Origin of the sequence: Leclercia sp. W17 (assembly GCF_003336325.1) — a bacterium.
GTDB lineage: Bacteria > Pseudomonadota > Gammaproteobacteria > Enterobacterales > Enterobacteriaceae > Enterobacter.
In genome coordinates this window covers 3,756,996-3,772,014 of record NZ_CP031101.1, presented here as the reverse complement: position 1 = coordinate 3,772,014, position 15,019 = coordinate 3,756,996, and the positions used below count along the sequence as shown (strand labels likewise).

Genomic DNA, 15,019 nt, shown 5'->3' with positions numbered 1-15,019 from the left:
TTTCTTTGCTGAGGCATAACGTATGGCATGTGGCGAATTTTCCCTGATTGCCCGTTATTTTGACCGAGTCAGAAGCTCGCGTCGCGATGTGGAAACCGGCATCGGCGACGACTGTGCACTTCTCAACATCCCCGAAAAACAGACGCTGGCGATTAGCACCGACACCCTGGTGTGCGGTAACCATTTCCTGCCGGATATCGATCCTGCCGATCTGGCGTACAAAGCGCTGGCGGTAAACGTGAGCGATCTGGCGGCAATGGGGGCCGATCCGGCGTGGTTAACCCTGGCGCTGACCCTGCCAGAGGTCGATGAAAGCTGGCTTGAGGCCTTCAGCGACGCGCTGTTTGAACAGCTTAACTACTACGATATGCAGCTGATCGGCGGCGATACCACCGCCGGGCCGCTGTCGATGACCTTGGCGATCCACGGTTATGTACCGGCTGGCCGCGCGCTGAAACGCGCTGGCGCGAAGCCGGGCGACTGGATTTATGTCACCGGTACGCCGGGTGACAGCGCGGCAGGGCTGGCAATTTTGCAGAAGCGCCTGATGGTACAAAACGCCGATGACGCGGCCTATTTCGTGCAACGCCATCTGCGCCCGACGCCGCGTATTCTGCACGGTCAGGCGCTGCGCGATCGCGCCAGTTCAGCTATCGATCTCTCCGATGGCCTGATCTCCGATCTGGGGCATATCCTGAAAGCCAGCGGCGTGGGCGCGCGGATCGACCTCGATCTCTTCCCGCTCTCTGAGGCGATGCGCAGGCATGTGGAGCCAGAGCAGGCGCTGCGTTGGGCGCTCTCCGGCGGTGAAGATTACGAGCTGTGCTTTACCGTACCCGAGCTGAACCGCGGCACGCTGGATGTGGCGTTAGCCAATCTGGGGGCTGGGTTTACCTGTATCGGCCAGATTATGCCGGAGAGCGAAGGGCTGCAATTTGTGCAGAACGGCGAGCCGGTGACGCTCGACTGGAAAGGTTACGACCACTTCGCGTAACGTTGTGCGGCTTGTATTGCCGGGTGGCGCTGCGCTTACCCGGCCTACAAATGCGTTCACATCTATTTAAACCCCACCACCGGATGCTCCTTGTACGGCGTCTCCAGCTCGGCAATCTGCTCCGGCGTCAGGGTGATATCCACGGCGTTGATCAGCTCATCCAGCTGCTCTTCCCGCGAGGCACCGATAATCGGTGCGGCTACGCCCCGTTTGCTCAGCACCCATGCCAACGCCACCTGGGCGCGCGTTACGCCAAGATCCTCGGCAACGCCCGTTAAGCGCTCAGCGATTTGCGCGTTGTTGGCCTCGGTTTCGTCATACAGCGTTTTGCCAAATTCATCGGACACCGAGCGGGCAGTGGTTTCGCCCCACGGACGGGTTAAACGCCCGCGCGCCAGCGGACTCCATGGAATCACCGCCACGCCATGCTGGTAGCAGAGGGGCAGCATCTCACGCTCTTCTTCGCGGTAGATAAGATTGTAGTGATCCTGCATAGTGACGAACGGTGCCCAGCCGTGTTGTTCCTGTAATGCCAGTGCTTCGGCAAACTGGGCGGCATGCATTGACGACGCGCCGATATAGCGCGCTTTGCCTGCCCTGACCACGTCGTTCAACGCTTCCAGCGTCTCTTCAATCGGGGTGTTGTAATCCCAGCGGTGGATCTGCAGGAGATCGACATACTCCATATTCAGGCGGCGCAGGCTGTCATCAATGGAGCGCAGGATCTGCGCCCGGGAGAGGCCTTCCGGCAGATCGCCTACCTGATGGTAAACCTTGGTGGCAACCACCACCTCCTCGCGGCGGGCAAAATCGCGCAGCGCCCGGCCAACAATCTCTTCGCTGCTGCCGTCGGAGTAGCTGTTGGCGGTATCAAAGAAGTTAATGCCGCCTTCGAGGGCGTGTTTGATGATCGGACGGCTGCTCTCTTCCGGCAACGTCCAGGCGTGTTTACCCCGGTCCGGTTCACCAAAGGTCATGCAGCCCAGGCAAAGACGGGAAACCTTAAGATCCGTTTTTCCTAATGTATTGTATTGCATGGTTCCACTCCTGCTGTTTGCTTAAAACGTACCGTTAAGCATAGCAGGAGCGGAAAGGGGAGGGATTACGCCAGCCAGGCGGCGATGCGCGCTTCGATACCTGCGGCATCCAGGCCGATTTCGGCGCGTGCTTCGTCCTGGGTGCCCTGCGGAATAAAGTGATCCGGCAGGCCCAGGTTCAGAACAGGCACAACTTTACGCTTCGCCATCAGCACTTCGTTCACGCCGCTGCCCGCGCCGCCCATAATCGCATTCTCTTCGAGTGTGATCAGCGCTTCGTGCTCAGATGCCATCTCCAGGATCAGCGCCTCATCGAGCGGTTTCACAAAGCGCATATCCACCAGCGTCGCGTTAAGGGATTCCGCCACTTTTGCCGCTTCCGGCATCAGCGTACCGAAGTTGAGGATCGCCAGTTTTTCACCGCGACGTTTGACGACGCCTTTACCAATCGGCAGTTTTGCCAGCGGCTCGAGAGTAACGCCAACCGCGTTACCGCGCGGATAACGCACGGCCGTTGGGCCATCCTGATAGTGATAGCCGGTGAACAGCATCTGACGACATTCGTTCTCGTCGCTCGGGGTCATCACCACCATATCCGGGATACAGCGCAAGAAGGAGAGATCGAACGCCCCCTGGTGCGTCTGGCCGTCGGCACCGACAATGCCCGCCCGGTCAATGGCGAACAGCACCGGCAGTTTCTGGATCGCGACGTCGTGGATCACCTGATCGTAGGCGCGCTGCAGGAAGGTGGAGTAAATCGCCACCACCGGTTTGTAACCGCCAATCGCCAGGCCCGCGGCAAAGGTCACCGCATGTTGCTCGGCAATGGCGACATCAAAATACTGAGTCGGGTATTTGCGGGAAAACTCGACCATGCCGGAGCCTTCACGCATCGCCGGGGTCACAGCCATCAGCTTGCTGTCTTTGGCGGCGGTTTCGCACAGCCAGTCACCGAAGATTTTCGAATAGCTCGGCATGCCGCCGCTGCTTTTTGGCAGGCAGCCGCTGGTATGGTCGAACTTAGGGACCGCGTGGAAAGTGATCGGATCTTTTTCCGCCGGTTCATAACCACGACCTTTTTTGGTCATGATATGCAGGAATTGCGGGCCTTTCAGGTCGCGCATGTTTTTCAGCGTGGAGACCAGCCCCAGTACGTCGTGCCCGTCCACCGGGCCGATGTAGTTGAAGCCCAGCTCCTCAAACAGCGTGCCGGGAACCACCATGCCTTTGATGTGCTCTTCGGTGCGCTTCAGCAGCTCTTTAATGGGTGGCACGCCGGAGAGCACTTTTTTGCCGCCTTCACGCAGGGTGGAGTAGAGCTTGCCGGAGAGCAGATTCGCCAGGTGGTTGTTCAGCGCCCCGACATTTTCAGAAATCGACATTTCGTTGTCGTTGAGGATAACCAGCATGTCTGGTTTGATATCACCCGCGTGGTTCATCGCCTCAAAGGCCATCCCGGCGGTGATCGCGCCATCGCCAATGACGCAGACGGTGCGGCGCTGTTTGCCCTCTTTAGCCGCCGCGACCGCTACCCCGATCCCGGCAGAAATCGAGGTGGAGGAGTGGCCGACGCTCAGCACGTCGTACTCGCTTTCGCCCCGCCACGGGAACGGATGCAGGCCGCCTTTCTGGCGAATCGTGCCAATTTTATCGCGGCGGCCGGTAAGAATTTTGTGCGGATAAGCCTGATGGCCTACGTCCCAGATCAGCTGATCGAACGGGGTGTTGTAGACATAATGCAGCGCCACGGTGAGCTCCACCGTGCCAAGCCCGGAGGCGAAATGGCCGCTGGAGCGGCTTACGCTGTCGAGCAGATAGCGACGCAGTTCGTCGCACAGCTTCGGCAGGCTCTCTTTCGGCAACAGACGTAACTCCTGGGTGGAGTCAACCAACGCCAGTGTCGGGTATTTGGCAATATCAAAACTCATCAGAGACTCATCGTGGTTTTTTCGTTATTTATCACGCTGGATTATATAGTCCGCTAGCGCTTCCAGTGCCGAGGTATCCAGTGACTGCGCAGCCAGTTGCTCAAGCGACTGACGGGCATCCGCAATCAGGTCCCGGGCTTTTTGTCGGGCTTGCTCAAGGCCCAGAAGGGCGGGATAGGTACTTTTGCCAAGCTGCTGATCGGCACCCTGACGTTTACCCAATGTTGCAGTATCGCCCACGACATCCAGAATGTCATCCTGAACCTGGAACGCTAAACCGATACTTTCTGCGTAGCGATCCAGAATCGGTAAGGCTTCGCGTCCTCGCTCACCCGCGCTCAGCGCCCCCAGACGAACGGCGGCGCGAATCAGTGCCCCGGTCTTGTGACGATGAATGCGCTCCAGCAGTTCCAGATTAACCTGACGGCCTTCCGCCTCCAGATCCAGCGCCTGACCGCCGCACATGCCGGCAACGCCGCTGGCCATCGCCAGCTCCGAAACCATCGCCAGACGGTCGCGATCCGCCACTTCCACCATCGGTGCATCGCTCAGGATCGAAAACGCCAGCGTTTGCAGGGCATCGCCTGCCAGAATGGCATTCGCTTCGCCAAACTTAATATGGCAGGTTGGTTGCCCGCGGCGCAGATCGTCATCGTCCATCGCCGGGAGATCGTCATGGATCAGCGAATAGGCATGAACACACTCTACCGCAGCGGCCGGGGCATCCAGCGTATCCAGACTGATATCGAACATTCTGCCGGTGGCATAGACCAGAAAAGGACGCAGGCGCTTACCGCCTAACAGTGCGCCATAATGCATGGCCTCAACCAGTGGAGTGTTCTGAAAAGGCTGTGGTTCTATAAAACGGCGCAGTGCGTCGTTAGCTCGCTCGACACACGCCTGAAGCTGGTTCGAAAAATCCATCTACTCGGCATCCGGGGTGAAGGGTGTGGTGGCAGCGTTTTCATTGTCGGAGAGCAGGATCTGCACGCGCTGTTCCGCCTGTTGCAGCTTTACCTGGCCCTGGCGCGCCAGCTGCACGCCGCGTTCGAATTCATTAAGCGCCTCTTCTAACGGCAGGTCGCCGCTTTCCAGACGGGTAACGATTTGCTCCAGTTCACTCAGCGCAGTTTCGAAACTGGCGGGTGCATCGTTTTTCTTCGGCATAGTGAATGTCTGACTCTCAGTTTTTTATCCCTGATATGGTATCGGACTCAGGGTAATTATCAAATAACGCGCAATGTGCACAGGAGGCGCCTGATGGTGGTATACTTGCGCGCCTGGAAGCAGCCTTCGGTTAAAGGGGCTGCTGTACTTTTCCATTACAAGCTTAAATGCTTGCCAAAGAAACATTGCCGCCATGAAGTTTATCATTAAATTGTTCCCGGAAATCACCATCAAAAGCCAATCTGTGCGTTTGCGCTTTATTAAAATTTTAACCGGGAACATTCGTAACGTTCTGAAGCACTACGACGAGACGCTTGCCGTCGTGCGTCACTGGGATCACGTTGAAGTCCGCGCTAAAGATGAAAACAAGCGCCTGGACATTCGTGATGCCTTAACCCGCATCCCGGGGATCCACCATATTCTGGAAGTGGAAGATGTTCCGTTCACTTCCCTGCACGACATCTTCGAAAAAGCGCTGGCGCAGTATCGCGATCAGATCGAAGGCAAAACTTTCTGCGTACGCGCCAAGCGTCGCGGTAAACATGAGTTTAGCTCGATTGAGGTAGAACGTTACGTGGGCGGTGGTCTGAATCAGCACGTTGAATCTGCGCGCGTACGTCTGACCAACCCGGAAGTGACCGTTCATCTGGAAATCGAAAACGACCGTCTGCTGCTGATTAAAGGCCGCTATGAAGGGATTGGCGGTTTCCCGATTGGTACTCAGGAAGATGTGCTGTCGCTGATCTCCGGCGGTTTCGACTCCGGCGTTTCCAGCTATATGCTGATGCGTCGCGGCTGCCGCGTACACTACTGCTTCTTTAACCTTGGCGGCGCTGCACATGAAATTGGCGTGCGTCAGGTTGCGCACTATCTCTGGAACCGTTTCGGCAGCTCCCATCGCGTGCGTTTTGTCGCGATTAACTTTGAACCTGTGGTGGGTGAAATCCTCGAGAAAGTGGACGACGGCCAGATGGGCGTGGTGCTGAAGCGCATGATGGTGCGTGCGGCCTCGAAAGTCGCTGAACGCTATGGCGTACAGGCGCTGGTGACCGGCGAAGCGCTGGGTCAGGTCTCCAGCCAGACCCTGACCAACCTGCGTCTGATCGACAACGTGTCGGATACGCTGATCCTGCGTCCGCTGATCTCTCACGATAAAGAGCACATCATCGACCTGGCGCGTGAAATCGGTACTGAAGATTTCGCCCGCACCATGCCAGAATACTGCGGTGTGATTTCGAAGAGCCCAACCGTAAAAGCGGTGAAGGCGAAGATCGAAGCGGAGGAAGAGAACTTCGATTTCTCCATTCTTGATAAAGTGGTGGAGGAAGCCTCTAACATCGATATCCGCGAAATCGCCCAGCAGACCGAGCAGGAAGTCGTCGAAGTGGAGACCGTTTACGGTTTCGGCCCGGATGACGTGCTGCTGGATATCCGCTCCGTTGATGAGCAGGATGCGAAGCCGTTTGAGCCGGAGGGAGTAGAAGTGGCCTCACTGCCGTTCTACAAGCTGAGCACTAAATTTGGCGATCTCGATAAGAGCAAAACCTATCTGCTGTGGTGTGAGCGCGGGGTGATGAGCCGTCTGCAGGCGCTCTATCTGCGCGAGCAGGGCTTTACCAATGTGAAGGTGTATCGTCCGTAGTGGTTGTGCCGGGTGGCGGCTACGCCTTACCCGGCCTACTCGTGCTTTGGAGGCCCGGCAAGCGTAGCGCCGCCGGGCAATTTCTACGCTTCGTAATAATTATAAATTCCCGCCGCCATCACCAGCGATGAGGCCACTTCATACGCTTTTTCACGCCCGACCAGCAGCTCAATAATCTTCAGCGCAAAATCAATCGACGTACCTGGCCCCTGGCTGGTGAGCAGGTTGACGCGCGGATCCCAGACCATACGTTTGTCCACCCATTGCTCTTCGGGAATGCGATCTTTCAGCGTCGGGAAACCGGTCATGTTGCCAATCGGGAAGATATTGTGCGGAACCAGTACCGTAGCCGCCGCGGCGCAAATGGCCGCGACGATCCGCCCGGAATGGTGGAACTGCCTGACCGTCTCGACCAGCAGCGGGCTGTCGCGGAAGCACTCGGCGCCCTTCAGGCCACCCGGCAGGACAATAACGTCGTAATCACCGTCGGCGACTTCCACCAGCGGTGCATCTGCCACAATCTTCACCCCACGAGAGCAGGTAATAACCAGGTTGCCATCGCTGGCGACGCTTGCCGTTGTGACGCTAATCCCGGCGCGAACCAGCAGATCGATGGTGGTGACCGCTTCGGTCTCTTCGCTACCAGGGGCGAGGCATACCAGTGCCGACGCGCTCATACTCACTCTCCTTACGTTTAACCTGTTCATACAGACGGACATTTTCTGGCACGCTGATACCATGCGCCTGGGCGCGTTTTAGCAGGTAACCGGTGATGTAGTCAATTTCAGTATGGCGCAGGGCGCGGATATCCTGCAGCATCGAGGAGATATTCTGTGCGGTACTCTCAATGACCTCTTCGACGTAATAGCGAATGTCCTCTTCCGAGGTGTGAATGCCTTCCCGCTCCACCACGGCAGCCACCTCAGCGCACAGGGTAGCCACCTCCTCGGGATGATGTTTAAGCTCACCGTTCGGGCAATTCAGCAGGGCAGTCAGCGGATTGATCACGCAGTTTACCGCCAGCTTGCGCCACATCTGTGGGCGAATGTTATCGTGCCAGGCGACATCCGGCAGCACCTGCTGAAAGCGATCCGCCAGATAACTGTAGTCGCCCGCCTGGTCGCGGGCAGGGCCGATATGCGTCATGCCGCTGGCGACATGAACAATCACATTGCCATCCCGGCGGGCAGCATGGGTGGTGATTGCCATCAGCAGCGGCTGGTGAATGTGTCTTAGCTCTTCAATGGTGCCCATGCCGTTGTGTAGCAACATGATCGGAGAGGTGCGGGGGAGGGTGGTTGCCAGCGCCCGGACCGCATCGGAAACCTGCCAGGCTTTCAGGGTGACCAGCAGCAGATCGCTTTGCGCCAGAAAATCAGGATCGTTAGCGATAAGAGATTCGTTAAAGATACTCCCATCTTCTTCAATCACGTTTACACTGCAATAGGGCTGTGGCACGCGCAGCCAGCCCTGTACTTCATGCCCATGTTTGCAAAGTGCGGTGAGCCAAAGTTGTCCCAATGCCCCGCATCCGAGCACGGTAATTTTCATCGTTCCTCCTCACCTGCAACTGCGCCAGGTGTTACAGCATTTAGTATAGCGTCGACAACTAAGCTTCTGTTGAGTTATGCCTCGTAGCGGGTATTATGCAACGCAACAAAAGTGAAGGGAGAAGAAAAGATGCCATCTTTCGATATTGTTTCCGAAGTTGATATCCAGGAAGTACGTAACGGCGTGGACAACGCCAGCCGCGAGGTTGAGTCTCGCTTCGATTTTCGTGGTGTTGAGGCTTCATTTGAGCTGAATGATGCAAATAAGACGATTAAAGTGCTGAGTGAGTCTGATTTCCAGGTGAATCAGCTGCTGGATATCCTGCGTGCCAAGCTGCTGAAGCGCGGCATTGAGGGGACGTCTCTGGATGTACCGGAGGATTTTGTCCACAGCGGTAAAACCTGGTTTGTTGAAGCCAAACTGAAGCAGGGCATTGAAAGCGCGGTTCAGAAGAAGATCGTTAAGCTCATCAAAGACAGCAAGCTGAAGGTACAGGCGCAGATCCAGGGCGAAGAGATTCGTGTAACCGGGAAATCCCGCGACGATCTGCAGAGCGTGATGGCGCTGGTACGCGGCGGCGATCTCGGCCAGCCGTTCCAGTTCAAGAACTTCCGCGATTAAGAAAATGCCCGGCTTAGCCGGGCATTTTTTCAGGCTCTCAGTGCCTGTTCAACTTCGAAGCGGTTTGTCACTTTACTGTCGATTTTGACATACAAACTGCGCTCCTCAGGCACCAGTAATACCTCACTGACACCCTCTTTGGCTTCAAGTCGCTGTTTTAAGGCATCGCTGATATTCACATCAGACGGAATTTCCACCCGCAGGCTGCTGACATACTTCGGTTCTTTCATGGTGCTGGCGACCAGCAGCCAGAGTGTTGCCAGCAGCGCACCTGCAAGGAAAACGGTTTGCGAATCGAACATGCCATCGACCCAGCCCCCCAGAGAGCCGCCGATTGCCACACCGATAAACTGGCTGGTGGAGTAGATCCCCATTGCCGTGCCTTTATAGCCTGCCGGGGATTCTTTACTGATCAGGGACGGCAGCAGGGCTTCCATCAGGTTGAACGCAAGGAAGAACAGCTGCACACCTGCAACCAGCTCCCAGAAGTGCGGGCCTGAGCCCCACAACACAATTTCCGCAATCAACAACAGAGCGACGCAGGTGATAAAGACGCGCTTCATCCGGCGCTTCACTTCGGCATAAATAATAAACGGCACCACGGAGACAAACGAGATGAGCATGGTCACCGGGTAGATTTTCCAGTGCTCGGCTGCGGGGAAACCCGCTGCGGCAAGCTGGCCGGGGAGGGCGACGAAGGTGGACATCAGCAAAATGTGCAGGCACATAATGCCGAAGTTGAGCTTCAGCAGGCGCGGCTCAACCAGCACTTTGCTGAAGCAGCCCTTAACCATTCCCGATTCGCGGTTCAGCACATGGTTTTTGCTGTCCGGCACTACCCATATCGTCAGGGCGATACCCAGCGTCGCCAGGACGGCAATCATCCAGAACAAGGCATGTAGCCCAAGAGCATGAGTGATGATCGGGCCCAGCACCATGGCGATGGCAAAGGTCACGCCGAAGCTCACGCCAATAAAGGCCATCGCTTTGGTGCGGTTCTGTTCACGGGTCAGATCGGACAGGAGCGCCATCACGGCGGCGGCGATGGCACCGGAGCCCTGCAAGGCGCGACCGAGAATAATGCCCCAGATAGAGTGGGAGAGGGCGGCAATCACGCTACCGGCGACAAACACCAGCAGCCCGCCGACGATTAACGGTTTACGGCCGACGCGATCGGAGAGCAGGCCAAAGGGGATCTGAAATATTGCCTGCGCAAGGCCGTAAATGCCGATAGCAAGGCCAATCAGCGCCTCGCTTGCGCCCTGTAACGCCATGCCGTATGTCGTCAGGACCGGCAGAACCATAAACATACCGAGCATGCGCAGTGAAAAAACCGTCCCCAAACCCCAGGTAGCGCGTAGCTCGCCCGGCGTCATTTTATAGTCGTTCATTACCACCTCTGTCTAAAAAGCGCGTCCAGTGTAGTCTGAGAGCGGGACGGGGTAAACAGAGCGATGATAAACAATTATTTCTGGAGTTAATGATTCGTGCGATTAAACCGGGGGCAAGGTGATTAATTTTTTTTCTATCACGTTAATAGAGAGAGGAACGGTAGTTCACGACAAAAAGAGCAGTAATAATTATAAAAAAATAAAAGGGGATTTAATAAATTTAAAAGTCTAGAGTCAGGGGCAAAGCCCTGACTCTATATTCATAGCGAATTACGCGTTGGCGCCATCCAGGAAGCTGTTCCAGCTAGAGGAAGCATTATCCTTAAATTCGGACCAGTTTTTACCGGCAGTGTCGGTAAATTTATTCCAGCTGTTAGCACCATTGGTAAGGAAACCATTCCAGTTTGAATCACCCTTCAGGAAATCACCAAACGCAGTGGCGCTTTCAGCGACGAAGTCAGCGAATGCTGCACCGGAGTTCAGGGCGAAGGTACCAAAGCTCTGAGACGCATTAGCCAGGAAGCTGTTGAAACCGCTTAACGCGCCGAACAGGTTAAAACCGCCGGATACGAACTGAATTTCTTGAACTGATAATTCTTTCATTTTGTATTTCCTTATGGAATGAAATTAATAGGTGGGCTAATTACCCACGGCGAAGATTACCATTGGTCCATATCGTTGGGTAGTTAATATTATTTGCAGCAGTTTATATGTTCTCTTTTTGGCTTGATCGATATTTTGTTTATATTTATGTGCCGTGAATTATTTGTCTTTAATATAAAAATAGCCCGCGACCGTTAAGGTGGCGGGCTATTTTGTGCTTACGTCTGGCGGGCAGACGTAAGGTTATTAAAACTTACCAGACGTAAGTCAGCAGGTTATGTGAATCCGGCACCATAAAATCTACAGACATCATGACGCTCAGTGCGGTAATGGCGATGATGGAGAAGCCGAACAGCTTACGCGCCCAGACTTTATCATCTTCCACTTTATAACCGCGCAGCGCCATGCCGAGCCACCAGACGCTTACCGCTGCAGCCACGACCAGATATTTATATCCGGCGTAACCGCCCAGGGAGAGCATCAGCGTAGCCACCGCAAAAGCGATGATATAGAGCGTGATATGGTTCTTGGCGACGGAGATGCCTTTCACCACCGGCAGAACCGGGATGTTCGCTGCCTGATAATCCTTAAAGCGGAAAATCGCAATGGCGTAGGAGTGGGGCATCTGCCACAGGCTAAAGATAGCCAGCAGGATGAGCGCACCGCTGTCGAACTCGTTGGTGACTGCGCAGTAGCCAATCACCGGCGGCGCAGCGCCGGAGAGAGAACCAATCAACGTACCGTAGACGGAGTGACGCTTCATATACAGGCTGTAGACGCCCACATAAACCACGAAACCCATCACCCCCAGCCAGCAGGCCAGAGGATTGGCGCCGAACCACAGCAGCATAAAGCCAGCAATACCCAGCAAGGTGGCGTACACCAGCGAGACGGCAGGAGACATCAGGCCTTTTACCAGCACCCGATTTTTCGTCCTTTCCATCTTCCTGTCGATATCCATGTCGATGTAGTTGTTAAATACACAACCGGACGCAACCACCAGTGACACCCCAATCAGCGTGGAGATAAAGAGGGTGTAATCGATGCTGCCTTTAGAAGCCAGCAGGAACCCTCCGATCACCGAGATCAGGTTGCCAAAGATGATGCCTGGTTTTGTTACTTGCAGGTATTGCTTAAACATACTCGCCGCTCTTAGTGAACCATCATGTTGTAGTTGAGGTTCCACATAATCCAGATGGATCCGACTACCAGGATTGCGATGATAATCACGGTAAAGATGAATGCTGTCATATTCCAGCCTTCATCAGACTTGGTGTTCATGTGCAGGAAGCAAACCAGATGCACCAGAATCTGCACTACCGCGGTAACCAGGATGGTACCCAGAATTGCCGCGTGAGAAGCAGTACCGCTCATCACCATCCAGAACGGAATGACCGTCAGGATGATCGACAGGATAAACCCTGTCATGTAGGTCTTTACGCTGCCGTGGGAAGCGCCATGATCGTTAGAATGACTCATTACATCGCCCCCATCAGATAGACTACAGAGAACACACAGATCCAAACCACATCCAGGAAGTGCCAGAACAGGCTCAGGCACATAATACGGGTGCGGTTAGTGCTGGTCAGGCCGCGACGGGAGATCTGGAACATCAGAACAGCCATCCAGATCAGGCCGGAAGTCACGTGCAGACCGTGGGTACCGACCAGCGCGAAGAACGCTGACAGGAAGCCACTGCGATCCGGGCCGAAGCCTTCCATGATCAGGTGATGGAATTCATAGATTTCCATCCCGATGAAGCCAGCACCAAACAACCAGGTCAACGCCAGCCAGGAGACAACCTGGCTCTTGTTGTTTTTGTACATGGCGATAGCCGCCATGCCGTAGGTGATGGAGCTGAACAGCAGTAGGGCAGTTTCAACCAGAACGAACGGCAGCTCAAAAATGTCCTTACCGGTCGGGCCGCCCGCTGTGCCGTTCACCAGAACGGCATAGGTCGCGAACAGACAGCAGAACAGAATGCAGTCGCTCATCAGGTAGATCCAGAAGCCGAAAACTTTCGTCGGCCCTGTATCGTGGTGCGCGTGGTCATGCGCGTGGGCAGTTGAGTGCGTTAAAGTATCAGTTGCCATTTTTCAGCCCCGCTTTAGAAATCTCATCGAAATGCTGGTTTTCCAGTTTTTCGACTTCACGGACTGGTACGTAGTAGTCCACGTCCTCGTCAAAGCTCTTCACAATCCAGCTAATTACGACGCCGGCAAAGCCAACAATCGCCAACCACCAGATGTGCCAGATCATTGCGAAACCAAATACCGTAGTGAAGGCGGCGATGACAATGCCCGCACCGCTGTTTTTCGGCATGTGGATCTCTTCGTAATGCGTAGGTTGCTTGTACGCTTCGCCTTTTTCTTTCATTTCCCAGAATGCGTCACGCTCATGAATGTGCGGCACAACGGCAAAGTTATAGAACGGCGGTGGAGAAGAGGTCGCCCACTCCAGCGTACGGCCACCCCATGGGTCACCGGTCAGGTCGCGGTTCAGGTTACGGTCACGGATAGAGACGTAGTACTGAATCAGCTGACATGCGATACCGCAGGCAATCAGCGCCGCGCCGCCCGCTGCAATCAGCAGCATTGGGTGGAACTGCGGATCGATCTGCTGGCTCAGACGACGGGTCATACCCATGAAGCCCAGCACGTACAGCGGCATAAATGCCACGAAGAAACCGATAATCCAGAACCAGAACGCGCGTTTACCCCAGGTTTCGTTCAGCGTGAAGCCGAACGCTTTTGGCCACCAGTAGGTTACGCCAGCGAAGCAGCCGAAGACGACGCCGCCGATAATAACGTTGTGGAAGTGCGCGATCAGGAACAGGCTGTTGTGCAGAACGAAGTCAGCACCTGGAACAGCCAGCAGTACACCGGTCATCCCACCGACGGAGAAGGTCACGATGAAGCCGATGGTCCACAGCATTGCTGAGTGGAACTGGATACGGCCCTGGTACATGGTGAACAGCCAGTTGAAGATCTTAACCCCGGTAGGGATTGCGATAATCATGGTCGTAATACCGAAGAAGGCGTTTACGTTCGCGCCCGCACCCATGGTGAAGAAGTGGTGCAGCCAAACGATGAACGACAGAACGGTAATACATACGGTTGCCCACACCAGCGAGGTGTAACCAAACAGACGTTTACGCGAGAAGGTCGCCGCGATTTCGGAGAAGACACCGAACACCGGCAGAACCAGGATGTACACTTCCGGGTGACCCCAGGCCCAAATCAGGTTGATGTACATCATCATGTTGCCACCCATATCGTTGGTAAAGAAATGGGTACCCAGATAGCGATCCAGGGTCAGCAGCGCGATGGTGACGGTCAGAATTGGGAAAGAGGCGATAATCAGGACGTTGGCGCACAGAGATGCCCAGGTAAATACTGGCATCTTGAACATCGTCATGCCTGGGGCACGCATCTTCAGGATGGTCACGAAGAAGTTAATACCGGTCAGGGTAGTACCGATACCGGAGAGCTGCAGCGCCCAAATCCAGTAGTCAACACCTACACCAGGACTGTATTCAATTCCCGATAGCGGCGGATAGGCCAGCCAACCGGTCTGCGCGAACTCACCGACGCCCAGAGAGAGGTTAACCAGAATCACACCGACAACCGTGAACCAGAAGCTCAGGTTGTTCAGGAACGGGAACGCAACGTCACGCGCACCGATTTGCAGCGGCACGACCACGTTCATCAGACCGATAACCAGCGGCATCGCCACGAAGAAGATCATGATAACGCCGTGGGCGGTAAAGATCTGATCGTAGTGGTGCGGTGGCAGGAAGCCTGCTTCGCCTGCGGAGGCAAGCGCCTGCTGGCTACGCATCATGATCGCATCCGCAAAGCCACGAATTAACATGACGATACCGACGAGGCAGTACATGATGCCGAGTTTTTTGTGGTCGACCGAAGTCAGCCACTCATTCCACAGGTAGCTCCACTTACCGAAGTAAGTGATCAGGCCAACTAAGGCCGCGCCACCAATGATAATTGCAGCAATCGTAACCATGATAATAGGTTCATGGTACGGCACTGCATCCAGTGTCAATTTTCCGAACATTTTCTTCCTCG

General features: G+C 55.3%; 15 protein-coding genes. 3 read left to right on the top strand and 12 right to left on the bottom strand.

Going from position 1 to position 15,019, the window contains the following annotated elements; translation table 11 throughout:
• Window positions 1-22: 22 nt before the first annotated feature.
• Entirely contained in the window at window positions 23-994 is a 972-nt protein-coding gene (gene thiL / locus DVA44_RS18720) for a thiamine-phosphate kinase (RefSeq protein WP_114387790.1), read from the top strand.
• A 62-nt stretch (window positions 995-1,056) separates the two neighbouring features.
• On the opposite strand, the gene DVA44_RS18715 is transcribed toward thiL, so the two are convergent.
• From DVA44_RS18715 to xseB, 4 genes are all read right to left on the bottom strand, one after another.
• Window positions 1,057-2,031, bottom strand: a complete 975-nt coding sequence (locus DVA44_RS18715) for an aldo/keto reductase (RefSeq protein ID WP_103178465.1) — start codon at window positions 2,029-2,031, stop codon at window positions 1,057-1,059.
• Between the two features lie 65 nt (window positions 2,032-2,096).
• Entirely contained in the window at window positions 2,097-3,959 is a 1,863-nt protein-coding gene (gene dxs / locus DVA44_RS18710; RefSeq protein ID WP_114387789.1) for a 1-deoxy-D-xylulose-5-phosphate synthase, read from the bottom strand.
• Between the two features lie 24 nt (window positions 3,960-3,983).
• Window positions 3,984-4,883 (bottom strand): (2E,6E)-farnesyl diphosphate synthase, encoded by a 900-nt coding sequence (gene ispA / locus DVA44_RS18705; RefSeq protein WP_114387788.1) that lies wholly within the window; start codon window positions 4,881-4,883, stop codon window positions 3,984-3,986.
• Window positions 4,884-5,126, bottom strand: coding sequence for an exodeoxyribonuclease VII small subunit (gene xseB / locus DVA44_RS18700; RefSeq protein ID WP_103824033.1), 243 nt, complete (start codon window positions 5,124-5,126; stop codon window positions 4,884-4,886). It abuts the gene before it with no gap.
• Window positions 5,127-5,319: 193 nt separating this feature from the next.
• Here xseB and thiI point away from each other — a divergent pair, with 193 nt between their 5' ends.
• On the top strand, window positions 5,320-6,768 hold the full coding sequence (gene thiI, locus DVA44_RS18695) for a tRNA uracil 4-sulfurtransferase ThiI (RefSeq protein ID WP_114387787.1): 1,449 nt from the start codon (window positions 5,320-5,322) through the stop codon (window positions 6,766-6,768).
• Between the two features lie 83 nt (window positions 6,769-6,851).
• Here the strand turns inward: thiI and yajL are convergent, their stop codons facing one another.
• Entirely contained in the window at window positions 6,852-7,445 is a 594-nt protein-coding gene (yajL, locus tag DVA44_RS18690; protein ID WP_114387786.1) for a protein deglycase YajL, read from the bottom strand.
• Window positions 7,408-8,319, bottom strand: a complete 912-nt coding sequence (gene panE / locus DVA44_RS18685) for a 2-dehydropantoate 2-reductase (protein ID WP_114387785.1) — start codon at window positions 8,317-8,319, stop codon at window positions 7,408-7,410. The genes yajL and panE overlap by 38 nt, the downstream gene beginning before the upstream one ends.
• 129 nt (window positions 8,320-8,448) lie before the next feature.
• Between panE and DVA44_RS18680 the strand changes: the two genes are divergently transcribed.
• Entirely contained in the window at window positions 8,449-8,940 is a 492-nt protein-coding gene (locus DVA44_RS18680) for a YajQ family cyclic di-GMP-binding protein (protein ID WP_103178471.1), read from the top strand.
• Between the two features lie 29 nt (window positions 8,941-8,969).
• On the opposite strand, the gene DVA44_RS18675 is transcribed toward DVA44_RS18680, so the two are convergent.
• From DVA44_RS18675 to cyoB, 6 genes are all read right to left on the bottom strand, one after another.
• Complete coding sequence (locus DVA44_RS18675; protein ID WP_114387784.1) at window positions 8,970-10,331, bottom strand: MFS transporter; 1,362 nt, start codon at window positions 10,329-10,331, stop codon at window positions 8,970-8,972.
• A 270-nt stretch (window positions 10,332-10,601) separates the two neighbouring features.
• Complete coding sequence (locus DVA44_RS18670) at window positions 10,602-10,934, bottom strand: hypothetical protein (protein WP_103824038.1); 333 nt, start codon at window positions 10,932-10,934, stop codon at window positions 10,602-10,604.
• A 253-nt stretch (window positions 10,935-11,187) separates the two neighbouring features.
• Complete coding sequence (gene cyoE, locus DVA44_RS18665) at window positions 11,188-12,075, bottom strand: heme o synthase (protein WP_114387783.1); 888 nt, start codon at window positions 12,073-12,075, stop codon at window positions 11,188-11,190.
• Window positions 12,076-12,086: 11 nt separating this feature from the next.
• Window positions 12,087-12,413 (bottom strand): cytochrome o ubiquinol oxidase subunit IV, encoded by a 327-nt coding sequence (locus tag DVA44_RS18660; RefSeq protein ID WP_103178475.1) that lies wholly within the window; start codon window positions 12,411-12,413, stop codon window positions 12,087-12,089.
• Window positions 12,413-13,027: a cytochrome o ubiquinol oxidase subunit III gene (locus DVA44_RS18655; protein ID WP_103178476.1), complete on the bottom strand. Its 615-nt coding sequence runs from the start codon at window positions 13,025-13,027 to the stop codon at window positions 12,413-12,415. Before DVA44_RS18655 ends, DVA44_RS18660 begins: the two co-directional genes overlap by 1 nt.
• A complete protein-coding gene (cyoB, locus tag DVA44_RS18650) occupies window positions 13,017-15,008 on the bottom strand; it encodes a cytochrome o ubiquinol oxidase subunit I (protein WP_103824040.1) in 1,992 nt (663 codons plus the stop codon). Before cyoB ends, DVA44_RS18655 begins: the two co-directional genes overlap by 11 nt.
• Window positions 15,009-15,019: the final 11 nt, after the last annotated feature.